The following is a 16,220-nucleotide window of genomic DNA, read 5'->3' on the forward strand; positions in this document are numbered from 1 at the left end:
CAAGTCACTTGTGCCTCGGCCCGCCTCTCGTCCATAGCCACCTGGCATGTGGCAACTCCACCATTTCCCGCTGTGCCCATTCAGCCGCAAGGTTCGCCTGCTCCTGTCGGAAAAGGGCGTAGCTTATGAACTGTGGCGCGAAAATCCGTGGGAAGCGCGCGACGAGTTTCGCAACCTCAACCCCGCGATCCGCACCCCGGTGTTGCGCGAGACCGAGCGAGGGATCGTCCTCATCGACAGCCGTGCGATTTGCGAATACTTCGAGGAGACCATCGACAAGGCGCCGATGATCAACGGCACCGCCGCCAACCGCGCCGAAATTCGCCGCCTGGTCGCGCTGTTCGACGAGAACTTCTACGCCGACGTCACCGAGAAGCTGCTCAACGAGCGGATGAAGAAGCGCATCGTCTATCGCCAGTCGCCCGATTCGCGGTCGCTGCGCGAGGCGATGAAGCTAGCGCACGAGCATCTCGACTACATCGACTACCTGATCGATCACCGCCCGTGGCTGGCGGGGGCGACGATGAGCCTGGCCGACCTTGCGGCGGCGGCGCAGATATCGGTTGCCGACTATCTCGGCGGAATCGACTGGTCGAACCACGAGCAGGCGCGCGGGTGGTATTCGGTGTTCAAGAGCCGCCCCAGTTTCCGCCCGCTGCTGGCCGAGCGGATGGACGTCATTCAGCCGCCAAGTCATTATGCCGACGTGAATGCATGATCTGCATCATCACTCTCCTCAAGATCGGGTGAGGTTGTCATAATGGCGGACATCCCCCCAAACCCTGGCCGACGGGCCTGGCCGAGCAGGTCGAACCATTGGTCCGCCGCGTGCTCGCGCCCAACCCGTCCCCGTACACCTTCACCGGCACCGAGACTTACATCGTCGGCGCGGGCAGCGAAGTCGCAGTGATCGACCCAGGGCCGGCAGGGACCGGCGAGGTGGGGCATGCCGACACCAACGGCGAGGGCCACGTTGGCGCGATCCTGGAAGCGATCGGCGAAGCCAGACTGGTCGCGATCCTGTGCACGCACACTCACCGCGATCACTCCCCCGCCGCCACGCCGCTCAAGGCCGTTACCGGGGCGCCAATCGTTGGCTGCGCGCCGTTGGTGCTGACCGACGACGGGCCGCGGGCCGATGCTGCTTTCGATCCCACCTATCGCCCCGACCGGATCCTGGCCGATGGCGAGCGAGTCAGCGGCGACGGCTGGACGCTCGAGGCGGTCGCCACCCCAGGGCACACTTCGAACCATCTGTGCTACGCGCTGCTTGAAAGCGAAGCGCTGTTCACTGGGGACCATGTGATGGGCTGGTCGACCACCGTAGTTTCGCCCCCCGATGGCGACATGGCAGCCTACATGCAGTCGCTGCAAAAGCTCCACGACCGCGCCGACCGGGTACTCTACCCTGCGCACGGCCCGGCGGTGGACAACCCACGCCAGCTCGTGCGCGGCATGCTCGGCCATCGCCGCCAGCGCGAGAGCCAGATTGTGCGTTTGCTGGGCGAGGGGCCGCAACGGATCGCCGCGATGGTGCCCAAGATGTACAAGGGCCTCGATCCGCGGTTGGGAGGTGCCGCAGGGCGTTCGGTACTTGCGCACCTTGTCGATCTGGAACGACAAGGTCGCGTCGTCCGTTCGGGAGAGATATGGACGATCCCAAACTAGCCACTGCGACGCTGGTCCCCGATGCGCGCCGCGAACAAAACGTCGCGCGCGTTTCGGCGCTGCCATGGTTGCTGTTCCTCACTGCGCTGGCGGTGCTCGCCTGGCACGTATTCAAGCCTGAAAAGCTCGGCGATCCGCTCGCCACCAGCCTCGTCGCGTTTGAGAAGCAGAACCGCCTGACCGTGTTCAGCGCGCAGCTCGTACCGGTGGTGGCGAGCGACGACGTTCGTTACTTCGGGCTGGTCAAATCCAAGCAGGTCGCGGTGATCCCGGCGCGGGTCGATTACACGCTCGACCTTTCCGCGATGAACCGCGACCGGCTGGCGTGGAACGAGGCGGCCAAGACGCTCGACGTCCAGTTGCCCGCGCTCACGCTGAGTCGCCCCAACCTCGACGAGGCCCGCGCGCAATACTTGCGCGAAGGCGTATTCATCACCCGAGAGGCGCAGGACAAACTCAACCGCAACACCACGCTGCTGGCCGAACAACAGGCGACCAACGCGGCCGCCAACCCGGTGCTGATGGGCATCGCACGCGGCGCGGCCAAGGATGCGATCCGCCAGAACCTTGCGATTCCGTTGCAAGTCGCGGGTTTTGGCGACGTGCAGGTGCGCGTGCGGTTCGATGGGGAGGCGGCGCCAAAGTAATCAGTCGGGCGTGATTTGCGGTTCGCGGAGCGAATCGGCCGACCCGATTTTATTTGTGACTTTCCTCATCGCGGCATAGCCTCAGTCGGCTTAGGGGCGCCCCATCGTTTGGATGGAAAGTTACGATGGCAACCAATGCTGATGATCTGGCGGGCGGCTTCGCGCCGCGCCGCTTCCGCGCTCTCGATGCCGAGAGCGCATTCTTCGCCCGCTACGCGACCGGACTGGCGATCTTCATTTTTATCGCGTTCGCCCAGTTCGACCTGCGCGGGATGGCGCCGCTTAGTAAGTTTGGGTGGGAAATTCACGCCCACGCCGCTGTCATGGTCGCATGGCTCGGGTTGACTGTCGCCCAACCGTGGCTTGCGGCCAGCGGCAACCGCGCGCTTCATCGCCGGCTGGGATGGATCTCGCTGGTGGTGCTTGCTACCCTGCCGGTGGTTGGCAGCCTGGCCGGGACTGCCGCCTTGCGCGACGGGATCGTGCCGCCGTTCTTCACCCCCGCCTATTTCCTCGCGCTGGTGAACGTCGGCGTCGTGCTGGTAGCGGCAATGGTGTTGTGGGCGGTCGCATTGCGCCGTCGCAGCGACTGGCACCGCCGCCTGATGATCGGCTCGACCGCGCTGCTGCTCGAACCCGCGCTCGGTCGCACGCTGCCGATGCCGCTGATGGGCGGGTGGGGCGAATGGGTTGCGCTGGCGATCCAACTCGGTGCGCTCGCATTCCTGGTTGGCCATGACCGGCGCACGCTCGCCCGCGTCCATCCGGCCACCCTGGCAGCTATGCTGGTGATCGTTATCGACCACCTCCTAGTCGAAACCCTGTCGCAATTCCCCCCGATGATCGTGCTCGCAGCGGGCATTGCCGGAGCCTGACCCCCGCCCTATCTACCCCGAAGGAGCCGCCGCTCCTTCGGGGACTATGATGACCGCCCAACCTCGCGAAAACCTCACCGGCCTCGACATTCGCACCGAGATCGACCGGCTGCGCAACGAGCGCAACGCGGTGATCCTCGCGCATTACTACCAGCGCCCCGAAATCCAGGACCTCGCCGATTTCGTCGGCGACAGCCTCGAACTCAGCCGCAAGGCGGCGGCGACCGATGCCGAGGTGATCGCGTTCTGCGGGGTCAAGTTCATGGCCGATACCGCCAAGATCCTTTCGCCCCAGAAGATTGTCGTGCTGCCCGATCTCGACGCCGGGTGCAGCCTCGAGGATTCGTGCCCGCCCGACAAGTTCAAGGCCTTCCGCGAGGCGCATCCCGATCACATCGCGCTGACCTACATCAACTGCTCGACCGAGGTGAAGGCGCTGAGCGACGTGATCGTCACCTCGTCGAGCGCCGAGACGATCCTGTCGCAGATTCCCGAAAGCCAGCCGATCATCTTCGGCCCCGACCGCCATCTGGGCGGCTATCTCAACCGCAAGTTCGGCCGCGAGATGCTGCTATGGCCCGGCGTGTGCATCGTCCATGAGGCGTTCTCGGAAACCGAGCTGCTCAAGCTGATGGCGAAGCACCCCGGCGCGCCGGTGGCCGGGCATCCCGAATGCCCGCCGCACATCATCGATCACTGCACCTACGTCGGATCGACCAGCGGCATCCTCCAGTTCGCCAAGACCTTCGAGGGCGACACCCTGATCGTGGCTACGGAACCCCACATCATCCACCAGATGGAACTGGCGATCCCGGAGAAGACCTTCATCGGCGCGCCGGGCGCGGACGGTAACTGCAACTGCAACATCTGCCCGTACATGGCGCTGAACACACTGGAGAAGCTTTACGTCGCGCTGCGTGACCTGCAGCCACGAATCGAAATCGCCGAACCGCTGCGCCTGGCGGCGAAGAAGAGCCTCGACCGGATGCTGGAGATGGCCAGCGGGACGGTGGGTATGGGCGATCTGGGGGCGATGCCGTTCAGGGCGGCGATCTGACGCAAAAAAAGGCGCGCCCAAGGTGCCCCGGACGCGCCCGATTTGGTCTGATCGAATCAGCCGAAAATAATGTCCGCAACGACCATGTCGGTGCCATGGAAGACGATCGTGGTCTCGAAGCTGCCGTTCAGATCGGTATCGACGTGCACCATATCATGGGCGTTATCGATCTGAACATTCGCAGCCTTTACCCCAGTGAAGCCTCTGAAATCGAACTTGTCCTGACCCGAAGTGAAGTCGGTTACGGTATCGATCGAGGTGTCGTTGGGACCATACTTGGCGAACACGAACGTGTCGTTCCCCGCGCCCCCGGTCAGTGTATCGGAACCCTCGGCGCCGTTGAGGTTATCGTTGCCCGCCCCGCCATCGAGTTTGTTGTCGACCGCATTGCCGCGCAGGATGTCGTTACCCGATCCGGTCTTGCCGTCTTCGATAATCGTCCCATAGGCGATGCCGATGTTCTCGGAGAGGTAGCCGGGGTTGCCGGTTCGGCCTTCGAAGATCGCGGTCCACGTCGCCTGCGAGAAATTGACGCCGTAGAGCGGATTGAGTTGCGCAGCGTTGGCTTCCGAGCCGAAGCCCGAGCTGAATGCGCCATCGCGCAAATCGAGGATCGACGGGTGCGACCAGCCGCTCAGGTCCAGGGTATCGTGCCCGCCCGCATCGTAGATCGTCAGGAACGGATCGATGTTCTTGGTGAAATCGAACACCTCGCGGCCCGCGCTCGAATGGAAGCCGTACGTGGTGTCGCCGGTGCGGGTGCTCAGATCGGCGCCGTAGATCAACTGAACCGCGGCGACGTCGTGGACCATCGGGGTTTGCGGCGTTTGCGCGTATCCGGTGTTCCAGTTCGCCCATCCCTTCGCGCCGGTGTTGCCGGCGTGGAAGTAGGACATGATCGAATACTGGTACGAATCCTGGAAGATGAACGCGTCGCCCCCGTAGGTGATCGGGTCGGGGATTCCGTCGCCGTTGGTGTCGTCGCTGAAGTTGTAATCACCGACGTGAGAAAGCCCGATCGCGTGGCCGATCTCATGAGTCAACGTGGTCTGGCCATAGCCGCCATAGCTAAGGTCGAAGTTGTCGCCCTGATCCTGGTTGATGAAAACGTCACCTTGGATCTTCTGCTCCTTACCGTGGGTGCCCTGATAGAACGGGGTGAACGCCGCAGCCTGTGCAGGACCGGTGTTGGTGTTCATAAAGCTGATGTCGGCCGCGCCCTTGCCGTTCTTCTCGGTGAAATGCGGGGCGATCAGGTCGTCCCAAAGCTGGAGCGAATCCCGCGCAGCGGCGCGTTGCTCGGTCGAGAAGGCCGTGAACCCGGCCACATAGTCGCCCACGATGTTGGCATACTTGGGGGAATTGTAGAGCCCGGTCGGATCCTTATCGAGGAAGGTGTAGGTGATTTCCCCTTTGGAATTCACCGCCCAAAAATCGCCCGTCCGATTCAGGTTGTGCGCGGCCTGGTCGAGCGTCGCGTAAGGCTTCCCGTTGAAGGCCACTCCGGTTTGCGTCGGTGAAATATAGCGGAGCGACTGCGGACCCGAGTCGCCGGCAAGCAGCTGCATGTTCTGATCGACGTTGAATTCCCGTTTGGCCATCGGTGGTCCTCCCTGGCGACCCGCCGACCGACGGAGTCGTTTCATTGGAAACTGGGATTGGTAACGAGCAGACCGGCGTTGGCAAGCATCCGATCGCAAATTATGCAAATATTTCGTCCGGTTATATAACCGGCATATCGAACAGCAGCGCCCTAACATATTTCACTGGCGGCGAGCCGTGGGCCAGAACCATGTCGTTGTACTTGCGCAAGTCGAAGTCCTTGCCCCAGCGCCGCTCGGCTTCCGCGCGCAGTTCGCGGTGTTCCTCGTAGCCGGTAAAATAGCTGAGCAGTTGCACCGAACTCAAACTGGCGCGCACCCATTTGCCGGCCGCCTCGCGCTCCTGCTGGAACGCGGTGTTCATCATCAGGTCCATCGCCTGGTCGCGGGTCATGCCCTCGGTTTGGATGCCGATGTCGAGCAGGGTGTTGGTCACGCTGCGCAGCCGCATCTTGAGCACGGTCAGCTGATACAGCGGGTCGTTGTCGAGATAGCCGTGCTCCATCATCAGCCCCTCGCCATAGACCGCCCAGCCTTCGACGAACGGCCCCGAGCCGAGCACGGCGCGCAATGTGCCGGGGAACCTGTTGGCATGGGCGAGCTGGAGGTAGTGGCCGGGCATCGCCTCGTGGATGCTCAGGTCGTGGATCATGTAGTCGTTGTATTCGGATAGGAAGGAGGTCGCCTGCTCGTCGCTCCATTCGGGCGGGATCGGCGCGATCGCGTAGAAGTTGGGCTGGTTCTTCTCGAGCGGGCCGGGGGCGTCGTCATAGGCGACCGCATAGCCCCACGACGAACGCGGCATCTCGATGATCTGCACCGGGGTGTCGGGTACTTCGACGAAGCCCTTGGCGCGGACGAAGTCGGTCGCCTGTTTGAGCGTCTCCTTGGCCTTGTCCATCAGCCCGTCGCGCGGCGGGCGCTGGGCGTAGGACAGCGCCAGCGCCGCCTCGATCGCCGCCTGCTGCTGGGTGGTGGAGGGCTGGTCGGGCAGCGGCGGGGCGCCCGTGCGGCCGATCAGGACCTTGCGCGAGAGCGCGTACATCTGGCCACGGATGGCGGCGACCGAGGCGGTGGCGCGCGCCTTGAGATCTGCGCGGGTCAGGCTGGATTCGAGCGCGAACTTCATCTTCTCGTCGTAAAGCTGCGGGCCGAGGCGGAACTCGCCCTTCGCCTGCGGGACGAGCACGGTGTCGAGCCACTTCTGATGCTCGTCGACCGCGGTCTTGAGCCGGGCCTGCGCCGCCTCGAAGCGCGCGCGGTCGGTCGCGCCGAACTCACCGAGGTGCGGGACCAGCATGTCGGTGACCGTGTCGACGATGCCGGGATTGCGCCTGGCGACCGTTTCGGCGTGAACCTTGGGTACCCGGGCCGGATCGAGCTGGCGGCGGGCTTCGGCCAGGAACGCGGGCAGAGCCTCCATCCGCGCGGTGGCGTTCTTGAGCCGCTGCGGCCACGGCGCAAAATCGCGCGCGGCCAGGCCGTAGAGCGCACCAGAGGCGATACTGTTGTAGATTTGAGGATCCCAGCGCCACGCCTGAAGGCGGTTGTCGGTCCACAGATCGTAGCGCAACTGGTTGTCGAGCATCGCGTAGTCGACCTGGTTCTCGCGGCTCAGCGCGCCCCGGTCGATCCTGTTCATCGCTGCTAGCAGCGCGCGCCATTCAGCCTCCTGCGCGGCGCGGCCTCGGGCGGAAATATCGGGCAGCAGCGCGTCGTAGCGGTGCTCGCCCAGCGTGGTCGCCTCGGTCGGGTTGAACCGGGTGCGGGCGGCGATGTAGCGCTTGGAAACGACCGCGAACGCAGCGTTCGCGGCCTTCGCCGCAACCTTGTGCGCGACTGGACGCGGTTTCGCCGGAGCGGCTGCCGGCGCGATCAAGGTCAACGCCGCGATGGCGAGCGGCAGGGCGTGGCGAAGTTTCATTGCGATCTCCCGTAACGGTCTTACCGAGACGGCTAACATCCCTTCATTCGGGCGTCGATAGCGCCGCGCGCGTACCCCGTGCGGCGGGGGCATCGCCGATCCGCGCGAGCACCAGCGCCGTACCGACCAGCGCCATGCCGAGGACGTCGAGCGGGAGCAGCGTCTCGCCGAACGCGAGCCAGCCGACGATCACCGAGACCACCGGCTGGGTCAGCAGAGTGAGGCCGACGACCAGCGGGGTGAAGTGCTTGAGCGCGTAGACCAGCAGGCCCTGGCCTATCACCTGGCTAGACAGCGCGAGGCCGATCACCACCCACCACGCGTGGGGCCAGAACGGTTCATGCCTCAGCATGGCGACACCCAACAACAGCGGCAGCCCGGCGAGGCTGGCATAGGCCAGCAGCGTCCAGTTGCCCAGGCTGTCGCGCGCGCGCTGTAGAGCAAGGATGTAGAACGTGTAGAGCAGCCCCGCGAGCAGACAGAACAGGTCGCCGGCGAGCGTGCGCGCGCCGATTTCGAGGCTGCGCCCGAGCAGGATTGCCGCTCCGGCCAGCGCGGCGGCCGTCCCCGCCCATTCGCCCGCGCGCGGACGTCGCCGCATCCCGATCAGTCCGAACCCCATCAGCAGCACCGAACCGGCGTTGCCGAACAGCGTGGCGTTGCCCAGCCGGGTCCGTTCGATCCCGATGTGCCAACTCGCCAGGTCGGCGGCGAAGAACAGCCCGCCGCCCATGACGAAGGCGATCGCGCGCCACGGCAGGCCGGTCAGCCGCTGGCGATTGGCGAGCGCGAGCAGGCCAATCGCGGGCAACGCCAACGTCAGCCGCCAGAACGCCGCCGAGACCGGCCCGGTGTCGGCCACGCGCACGAACCACGGCCCCAGCGCGAGCGCGGCGTTGCCGCCCAGCAGCGCGGCGAAATGCAGCGGGGTGGCGCGGGGCGGGGGCGGCGACGTCATCGCAACTTGCCCTAGCCGGAGCCGCCGCGCGGCCAAGCGAAAACTATTCGCCGGACAAGCATCGTTCGGGTTGCACGGGGCGCCGCGCCGGGCCATCCGTGGCGAAACGCAACTTACCCCTTCGAGAGGCCACCGATGACCGACGCTCTGCTCCAGCCCATCGATCTCGGCGCGATTCACGCGCCAAACCGCATCCTCATGGCCCCGTTGACCCGTGGCCGGTCCGACCCCGGCTCGATCCCCAATGCGATGATGGTCGAATACTACCGCCAGCGCGCGGGCGCCGGGCTCATCCTGACCGAAGCGACCGGGATCAGCGTCGAGGGCCTGGGCTGGCCCGCCGCGCCGGGGATCTGGAACGCCGCGCAGACCGAGGCGTGGAAGCCGGTGACCGATGCGGTCCACGACGCGGGCGGGCGGATCATGCTCCAGTTGTGGCACATGGGACGCCTGGTCCATCCCGATTTCCTCGGCGGCGCGGCGCCGGTCTCGGCTTCGGCGACGACCGCGCCCGGTCACGCCTGGACCCCGACCGGACGCAAGGACTACGAACCCGCGCGCGCGTTGCCGATCGACGAAATCCAGCGGGTGATCGACGACTACGGCCACGCGGGGGAGAATGCCAAGGCCGCCGGGTTCGACGGGGTGCAGTTGCACGGCGCGAATGGCTATCTGATCGACCAGTTCCTGCGCAATGGCACCAACTTGCGCGACGACGACTACGGCGGCTCACCGCAAAATCGGACGCGGCTGATGCGCGAAGTGCTCGAGCGGCTGATTTCGATCTGGGGCGCGGATCGCGTTGCGATCCGCCTCTCGCCCAACGGCGAATCGCAGGGCGCCGACGACAGCGATCCGCCGGCGATCTTCGGCGAGGCGGCGCGGGTGCTCGACGAACTCGGCGTGGCCTTCGTCGAGCTGCGCGAGCAGGGTCCCGACGGCACTTTCGGGCAGACCGACGTGCCCAAGCAGGGCCCGTTGATCCGCAGCTTGTTCAAGGGACCCCTGGTGCTGAACCAGGAATACGACGCGGCGAGCGCTGAGCAGGCGGTGGCCCAGGGTCTGTGCGACGCCATCGCCTTCGGCCGCCCTTATATCTCCAACCCCGATCTCGCGGAGCGGATCGCGGCGCGGGCGGAATGGGCCGAGAACATCGATGCGCCCAGAAGCTGGTATAGCCCCGGACCAAAGGGTTACATCGACTACCCGCCGATGGAGCAGGCACTGGCGGCTGCGGCGGACTAGACTCCCAACACACCTCTATTCCAATCCCGCGGGACATGAACGGATCGGAGTAGCGGCACGGGGCGCTGGGCGTATTATCCAGCGGGTTCGCTGGCCGCAGGCTTGGGAATCGGGGATGTCTCGGGTGTGGGCACGGCATCGGGCTCGGGCGCGTCCTTGACCGTATCGTCCGGCTTGGCTTTCTCCTTGTCGCCCTTCGCTCCCGGCGATTTCGCCGTGTGCGGAGCGAGCGGGGGTTCGGCGCGGATCCTGTCGGGGGCGATCATTGCGTCACTGATCGTGCCTTCGAGCACTTCGCCGGTGGCTTTGTTGCCCTCGGGCGCCTTCTTGTCGCACCCGCCCGCCATCAGGCAGGCCAGCGCCGCCGCCATCAGCGTTCGCCGGGAATGGATCATGGCAAGTCCTCCACGGGGCAGGGCCGGTCGAGCGCCGCGAGAAATTCGGGCGCCCGTGCGCGCATTGCCTCATCCCATGCCGCGCTGGCAACCGGCTTGCCCAGCCGGGCCATGCTGGTGACCCCGTATTCGGCGATCCCGCACGGCACGATCCCCCCGAAATGGGCGAGATCGGGATCGAGGTTGACCGCCACTCCATGCATCGTCACCCACCGCCGCACGCGCACTCCGATCGCGCCGATCTTGGCCTCGCCGCCGGTTATGTCGCGGGTCCAGATGCCGACCCGGCCCTCGGCCCGCCAGGCGGTGACGTCGAAATCTTCCAGCGTGGCGATCACCCAGCCTTCAAGCGCGTGGACGAAGCCGCGAACGTCGCGCGCGCGCTTGTTCAGGTCGAGCAAGACATAGGCGACCCGCTGGCCGGGACCGTGATAGGTATAGCGTCCACCGCGCCCCGCCTCGACCACCTCGAACCGGGGGTCGAGCAGTTCGGACACCGCGGCGCTAGTCCCGGCGGTGTAGACCGGCGGGTGTTCGAGCAGCCACATCAGCTCGCGCGCTGATCCCGCGTGGATCGCGGCGTTGCGCGCGGTCATTTCGGCGAGCGCCGCGCGATAGGGCACGGGCCTAGTCTCGCCGCGCCATTCGATGGTATCTATCTGCGCCATGATCGCGGCTTGCGTGAGGGCAAACTCGCCGCTTATCAAGGCCCCGCAAACGGGAGCGCACGAACGTGGTCAAACTCGATACCAACGCGGCGTGGAAGGAAGCGAGCGCGATCGTCTCCGCCAACCGCGAGGTGCTCCTCGCGCTAGGGGGCGTGTTCTTCATGCTCCCCAGCCTGGCGGTCGCAGTGATTGCGGGCGAGCCCGAAGTCATCCCCGGGATGAAAGGCGACCAGATGATGGCGGCGATGAGCGCATTCTATGCGCACTCGTGGTGGATCATCCTGGTCAGCGCGGCCTGCCAGATCGTGGGTCTGATGGCCATTCTAACGCTGATGCGCGACCGCTCGCGACCGACGGTGGGCGAAGCGATCCGCGGTGGGCTGCCCGGAATGCTCAGCTATCTGGCCGTCCAGGTGCTCATCGTGGTCGGGCTCAGCCTGATCGGCGGGCTGCTGATCGGAGTCGCGGCGGTGATCTCGCCGGTACTGGCGGCGGTCGTCGTGCTGGTGCTCACCGCGGCGATGCTGTTTCTGGTGTTCCGCCTGATCCTCGTCGCGCCGGTGATCGCGGTCGAAGGCGTGCGCAATCCGCTGACCGCGATGATCCGCTCGTGGCGACTGACCCAAGGCAACTTTTGGCGGATCTTCAGCTTCCTGCTGCTGATCCTGATCCTGTTCGCGGTGATCGTCGGGATCGTAATGGTGATTGTCGGGCTAATCCTGGCGCTGGCCAGCTCGGGTGAGCCGCAACGGATCATCGCCGCGGTGTTTTCCAGTGCGCTCGGCGCGGTGGGCGTGGTCTATTTTGCCGGCGTGATCGCTGCTATCCATCGCCAGCTCGGCGGACCCGCCGCGGCGGATCTGAAGGCGACGTTCGAGTGACCTGAACTCTCGGCCCTTCCTGGGAGAGGGTTTTCCTCAGTCCTTCCAGCCCCAGAACAACTGCACCGGCAGCACGTTGATCGCCTCGAACCCGCGGTCGATCCGGGTGAAGTGGCGGGCCATGAAATCGCGCGCCTTGGCGCTGAACTGGTAGACCAGGAACGCGCCGCCGGGGCGGATCACGCGGTGGGTCGCCGCCGCGATTGCGGGGCCGATGCCATCGGGCAGGGTCGAGAACGGCAAACCCGATAGCACATAGTCGGCGTGGTCGTGGCCATGCGCCGCGACAATGCTTTCGACATCCGCCGCCGAGCCGAGGACCGCGGTGAAGCGGCTGTCGCGGATGGTCTTGCGCAGATAGTCGATGAAGTCGGGGTTGGTGTCGATGACGATCAGGCTGGCGTCGCCGCGCAGCCGCTCGAGGACCGGGCGGCAGAAGGTGCCGACGCCGGGACCATATTCGACGAACAGGTCGCACTCGTCCCATTTGACAGGGGCGAGCATCTTGACGATCGTGAAGCGGCTCGACGGGATGATCGATCCGACCATCACCGGATGCTTGATGAATCCCTTAAAGAACACGCCCCATGGGCCCATCGCTTGCTCCATCCGGCGCTTGATCCGCGTCGCCAGCGGCGATGGGGCGGTTTGGGTTGTGGTCATGGAAGGTTGCGAACCCCGATTTTTGGCGAAGCGCCGCCCGTGGCAAATTTGCCCGGCCATTGCAAGCCGCGCGGGGTCGGACTAACCGCCCGGGCATGGACATGCACCGCAGCGGGACGCCGATGGCCGGCGACGACGAAGCGACCGTCCGCCTGCCCAAAGACCGCCTGACCCTTCTGTTTCTGGTCATGCTGGTGACCGCCGCCGGCAACACCGCGATGCAAAGCGTAATGCCGTCCATCGGCACCCGGCTACGAGTTCCCGATTTCTGGATCAGCCTCGCCTATTCGTGGTCGGCGGTGTTGTGGATGACGATGGCGCCGTTCTGGGCGCGGCGCAGCGACCGGCGCGGGCGCAAGGCGATGATGGCGATCGGCCTGAGCGGGTTCACGCTCAGCTTCGCGCTGTGCGGTCTGATCCTGATGGGGGGTTGCATGGGCTGTTCGGGACCACTGCGACGCTGCTGCTGTTCGCCGCGGCACGCTCGCTTTACGGCGGCTTTGGCTCGGCCGCTCCGCCTGCAGTCCAGGCCTATGTCGCCAGTCGCACCGGGCGGGCCGAGCGGACGCAGGCACTTAGCCTGATCTCCTCGAGCTTCGGGCTGGGGACCGTGCTCGGCCCGGCGCTGGCGCCATTCCTGATACTGCCGTTCGTCGGCTTGGTCAGTCCGTTCTTCTCGTTCGCCATCTTCGCGGTGGTCGTGTTGATCGCGCTGCGTCTGCGCCTGCCAGATGACACTCCCAGCTTCGCCGGCCGGGGGGAGGTGATGGCCGCACCGTTCGGCGCCTCGTCCAACCCGCGCAGAGTGGTCGACGATCCCGATGGCGACACCGACGAACTGGCCGAGGCGCGCCCGCTCGACGAGGAACCGAGGCGCCTTCGCTGGCGCGACCCGCGCCTGCGCGCCTGGCTCGGTCTCGGCCTGCTCGGTGGCCATGCCCAGGCGATGCTGCTGGGGATGATGGGTTTCCTGCTGCTCGACCGGCTGGGCTTGCGGGCCACGCCTGAGGCGGGCGCGGGGCCGATCGGGCTGGTGCTGATGACCGGCGCCGGGGCCACGCTGCTGGCCCAGTGGGGCCTGATCCCGGTGCTTCACCTTGGTCCACGAGCCGCGGCGATGTGGGGAATGGTGCTGTCGCTTGGCGGCCTGACGGTGGTGGCGGTGGGTGCCGATCTCCACACCCTGGCAATCGGTTTCGCGCTTGCCTCGCTTGGCTTCGGGCTGTTCCGCCCCGGGTTCACTGCGGGCGCGAGCCTGGCGGTGAGCCGGGCCGAACAGGGCCAGTCGGCAGGGGTGGTCGCTGCTGTCAACGGCGCGGCCTATATCGTCGCCCCGGCGATCGCGGTGTGGATCTACAACCATTGGGAATTCGTCGCGTTCGGGATCATCGCGGCGCTGATGCTGGCAACTTTGGCGGTGGCGTGGAAGGGCACCCAGCGCGATGCGGACTTGGTAGGGATCACCCCACCAGCCAGAATGCCACCCCCATCGCCAGATAGCTGACCACCCAGTATCCCGCGTCGATCAGCGCCAGCCGCGTCGACAACCGCTGGTGGGTGTAGCTGATCAACAGGGCAGGGACCACGAAGGCCAGCGCCAGGCCGCCGCTCATCATGAAATAGAGCCACGGTTTGGCCGCGAGAGTTCCCTCGCCGAAGCGCGCGAACATATGCGCCATCATCGTTGCCGAGACCACCAGCAGCGCCGCGGTGATGCTCAGGGTGCGCGCCGGAGCGCGCCGCGCAGCCAGCCCGCCGGGGCCGACCTCCTCCAGCTTGGCGCGGCCGAACAATGGTCCGTACCATAGCCCGCCGACGCCGAATGCGAACACCGCGGCCAGGATCGCCGCTAGCCAGTTCATCGGACCCATCGCGTTGGCACTCTTATGTTTTATATCTCGCCCCGCGCCCTTGCTAGGCCTGTCGTGGATCGATGGCAAATTGCGGTTGGTGACTGTTCAGGCAAACCGCGCTATGGGCCGCGCTTTCCATGGCTACCGTGATCAAACAGGCTCCCCGCGTCGGGATGGTCAGCCTCGGCTGCCCCAAGGCGCTGGTCGACTCCGAACGCATCCTCACCCGGCTGCGCGCCGACGGTTATGCGATGAGCCCCGACTATGCGGGGGCCGACGTCGTGCTCGTCAACACCTGCGGATTCCTCGATTCGGCCAAGGAGGAAAGCCTGGCCGCGATTGGCGAGGCGATCGCGGAAAACGGACGGGTGATCGTCACCGGCTGCATGGGCAACGAGGCCGACGTGATCCGGGCAAAGTTCCCTGCGGTTCTCGCCGTGACCGGGGCGCACCAGTACGAGGCGGTGGTCGAGGCGGTCCACGAAGCCTCGCCGCCAGGGCAGGGGCCGTTCGTCGATCTGATCCCGCAGCCCGACGTCAAGCTGACCCCACGCCACTACAGCTATCTGAAGATCAGCGAGGGGTGCAACCACGCCTGCTCGTTCTGCATCATCCCTTCGCTGCGCGGTAAGCTCGCCAGTCGCCGGATCGACGCGGTGCTGCGCGAGGCGGAGAAGCTGGTCGCGGCGGGTACGCGCGAACTGCTGGTGATCAGCCAGGATACGTCGGCTTATGGCGTCGACTTGCGCCATGAGGAGCGCAACTGGGGGGGCATCCGGTTCGCACCCACATGACCGACCTCGCGCGCGAACTGGGCGGGCTGCGCACGCCGGAAGGCCAGACGCCGTGGGTGCGGCTGCATTACGTCTATCCCTATCCCCACGTCGATGCGGTGATCCCGCTGATGGCCGAGGGGCTGCTCACGCCCTATCTCGACATCCCGTTCCAGCACGCCAGCCCCAAGGTGCTCAAGGCGATGCGGCGCCCGGCGAACGAGGCCAAGGTGCTCGAAAGGCTGAAGAACTGGCGCGCGATCTGCCCCGATATCGCGATCCGCAGTAGCTTTGTGGTCGGCTTCCCAGGCGAGACAGAGGACGATTTCCGCTACTTGCTGGATTGGCTGGAGGAAGCCCAACTCGACCGCGTCGGCGCCTTCCGGTTTGAGCCGGTAGCGGGCGCGCACGCCAATGGCCTGCCCGATCCGGTGTCCGAGGCGATCAAGGAAGAGCGCTACGCCCGTTTGATGGAACTGACCGAGCGGATCGGCAGGGCCAAACTCGCTGCCAAGGTTGGGCGGACGATCCCCGCGATCGTGGACGAAGTGGGTGAACCCGACGAAGACGGCGACATCGGCGCGACCGCCCGCAGCCAGGCGGATGCGCCGGAGATCGATGGGAACGTGTTCCTACGAAATGTCGGTTCGGAAGTGCGACCCGGCGATTTCGTCGTCGCCACGATTGAGGACTCAGACGCGCACGACCTGTTCGGGGTGATCGCCGCCTAGCCGCGCACTTCCACCCCCTTCCAGAACGCCACCCGCCCGCGGATCGGCTCGGCGGCGGATTTGGGGTCGGGGTAGTACCACGCTGCATCGTTGTTTTCGGCACCATTGATGGCCAGCGTGTAGTAATGCGCGGTGCCCTTCCACGGGCAGACCGAGGTGGTGGCGCTGTCCCTGAGCAAATCGCGATCGAGCGACTCGATCGGAAAATAGTGGTTGCCCTCGACCACCACGGTGGCGTCGCTTTCGGCAATCTTGCGGCCGTTCCACCAGGCTTGCGGCAT

At 65.8% G+C, this 16,220-nt stretch carries 17 protein-coding genes and 1 pseudogene; 10 read left to right on the forward strand and 8 right to left on the reverse strand.

Going from position 1 to position 16,220, the window contains the following annotated elements; genetic code table 11:
- The first annotated feature begins 46 nt into the window (after positions 1-46).
- The 5 genes from GKE62_RS16675 (at position 47) to nadA (ending at position 4,247) form a co-directional block, all read left to right on the forward strand.
- A complete protein-coding gene (locus GKE62_RS16675) occupies positions 47-718 on the forward strand; it encodes a glutathione S-transferase family protein (protein WP_154693215.1) in 672 nt (223 codons plus the stop codon).
- Between the two features lie 110 nt (positions 719-828).
- Positions 829-1,668: an MBL fold metallo-hydrolase gene (locus GKE62_RS16680; RefSeq protein ID WP_230206776.1), complete on the forward strand. Its 840-nt coding sequence runs from the start codon at positions 829-831 to the stop codon at positions 1,666-1,668.
- Complete coding sequence (locus GKE62_RS16685; protein WP_154693217.1) at positions 1,650-2,315, forward strand: DUF4230 domain-containing protein; 666 nt, start codon at positions 1,650-1,652, stop codon at positions 2,313-2,315. Before GKE62_RS16680 ends, GKE62_RS16685 begins: the two co-directional genes overlap by 19 nt.
- A gap of 125 nt (positions 2,316-2,440) precedes the next feature.
- Complete coding sequence (locus GKE62_RS16690) at positions 2,441-3,190, forward strand: hypothetical protein (RefSeq protein ID WP_230206777.1); 750 nt, start codon at positions 2,441-2,443, stop codon at positions 3,188-3,190.
- A gap of 49 nt (positions 3,191-3,239) precedes the next feature.
- Positions 3,240-4,247 (forward strand): quinolinate synthase NadA, encoded by a 1,008-nt coding sequence (gene nadA, locus GKE62_RS16695; RefSeq protein WP_154693218.1) that lies wholly within the window; start codon positions 3,240-3,242, stop codon positions 4,245-4,247.
- Positions 4,248-4,303: 56 nt separating this feature from the next.
- Here nadA and GKE62_RS16700 read toward each other — a convergent pair whose 3' ends face one another.
- From GKE62_RS16700 to GKE62_RS16710, 3 genes are all read right to left on the reverse strand, one after another.
- Complete coding sequence (locus GKE62_RS16700) at positions 4,304-5,848, reverse strand: M10 family metallopeptidase C-terminal domain-containing protein (protein ID WP_195908492.1); 1,545 nt, start codon at positions 5,846-5,848, stop codon at positions 4,304-4,306.
- A 121-nt stretch (positions 5,849-5,969) separates the two neighbouring features.
- Positions 5,970-7,772, reverse strand: a complete 1,803-nt coding sequence (locus GKE62_RS16705; RefSeq protein ID WP_154693220.1) for a DUF885 domain-containing protein — start codon at positions 7,770-7,772, stop codon at positions 5,970-5,972.
- A gap of 43 nt (positions 7,773-7,815) precedes the next feature.
- Positions 7,816-8,730 (reverse strand): DMT family transporter, encoded by a 915-nt coding sequence (locus GKE62_RS16710; protein WP_154693221.1) that lies wholly within the window; start codon positions 8,728-8,730, stop codon positions 7,816-7,818.
- 135 nt (positions 8,731-8,865) lie between these two features.
- Between GKE62_RS16710 and GKE62_RS16715 the strand changes: the two genes are divergently transcribed.
- The gene (locus GKE62_RS16715; RefSeq protein WP_154693222.1) at positions 8,866-9,975 is read left to right on the forward strand and encodes an alkene reductase; all 1,110 of its coding nucleotides are present in this window, start codon (positions 8,866-8,868) and stop codon (positions 9,973-9,975) included.
- 74 nt (positions 9,976-10,049) lie between these two features.
- Here GKE62_RS16715 and GKE62_RS16720 read toward each other — a convergent pair whose 3' ends face one another.
- Positions 10,050-10,370, reverse strand: coding sequence for a hypothetical protein (locus tag GKE62_RS16720; protein WP_154693223.1), 321 nt, complete (start codon positions 10,368-10,370; stop codon positions 10,050-10,052).
- Positions 10,367-11,038, reverse strand: a complete 672-nt coding sequence (lipB, locus tag GKE62_RS16725; protein WP_154693224.1) for a lipoyl(octanoyl) transferase LipB — start codon at positions 11,036-11,038, stop codon at positions 10,367-10,369. Before lipB ends, GKE62_RS16720 begins: the two co-directional genes overlap by 4 nt.
- Positions 11,039-11,103: 65 nt before the next feature.
- Here lipB and GKE62_RS16730 point away from each other — a divergent pair, with 65 nt between their 5' ends.
- The gene (locus GKE62_RS16730; RefSeq protein ID WP_154693225.1) at positions 11,104-11,919 is read left to right on the forward strand and encodes a glycerophosphoryl diester phosphodiesterase membrane domain-containing protein; all 816 of its coding nucleotides are present in this window, start codon (positions 11,104-11,106) and stop codon (positions 11,917-11,919) included.
- Between the two features lie 36 nt (positions 11,920-11,955).
- Here the strand turns inward: GKE62_RS16730 and GKE62_RS16735 are convergent, their stop codons facing one another.
- Complete coding sequence (locus GKE62_RS16735) at positions 11,956-12,582, reverse strand: class I SAM-dependent methyltransferase (protein WP_154693226.1); 627 nt, start codon at positions 12,580-12,582, stop codon at positions 11,956-11,958.
- A 95-nt stretch (positions 12,583-12,677) separates the two neighbouring features.
- Here GKE62_RS16735 and GKE62_RS19235 point away from each other — a divergent pair, with 95 nt between their 5' ends.
- Together GKE62_RS19235 and GKE62_RS16740 are read left to right on the forward strand one after the other, a co-directional pair.
- Complete coding sequence (locus GKE62_RS19235) at positions 12,678-13,166, forward strand: hypothetical protein (RefSeq protein WP_230206778.1); 489 nt, start codon at positions 12,678-12,680, stop codon at positions 13,164-13,166.
- Positions 13,049-14,086 carry an MFS transporter gene (locus GKE62_RS16740; protein ID WP_230207094.1) on the forward strand — a complete coding sequence of 346 codons (1,038 nt, stop codon included), beginning with the start codon at positions 13,049-13,051 and terminating at the stop codon, positions 14,084-14,086. The genes GKE62_RS19235 and GKE62_RS16740 overlap by 118 nt, the downstream gene beginning before the upstream one ends.
- Here GKE62_RS16740 and GKE62_RS16745 read toward each other — a convergent pair.
- Positions 14,043-14,444, reverse strand: coding sequence for a DUF1761 domain-containing protein (locus GKE62_RS16745; RefSeq protein ID WP_154693227.1), 402 nt, complete (start codon positions 14,442-14,444; stop codon positions 14,043-14,045). The two genes, GKE62_RS16740 and GKE62_RS16745, sit on opposite strands and share 44 nt — an antisense overlap.
- A gap of 128 nt (positions 14,445-14,572) precedes the next feature.
- On the opposite strand from GKE62_RS16745, the pseudogene rimO reads away from it, so the two are divergent.
- Positions 14,573-15,939, forward strand: a pseudogene (gene rimO / locus GKE62_RS16750) (30S ribosomal protein S12 methylthiotransferase RimO).
- Here rimO and GKE62_RS16755 read toward each other — a convergent pair.
- A complete protein-coding gene (locus GKE62_RS16755; protein WP_154693228.1) occupies positions 15,936-16,220 on the reverse strand; it encodes a DUF427 domain-containing protein in 285 nt (94 codons plus the stop codon). The pseudogene rimO and the gene GKE62_RS16755 sit on opposite strands and share 4 nt — an antisense overlap.

Origin of the sequence: Novosphingobium sp. Gsoil 351, from assembly GCF_009707465.1 — a bacterium.
Classification (GTDB): domain Bacteria; phylum Pseudomonadota; class Alphaproteobacteria; order Sphingomonadales; family Sphingomonadaceae; genus Novosphingobium.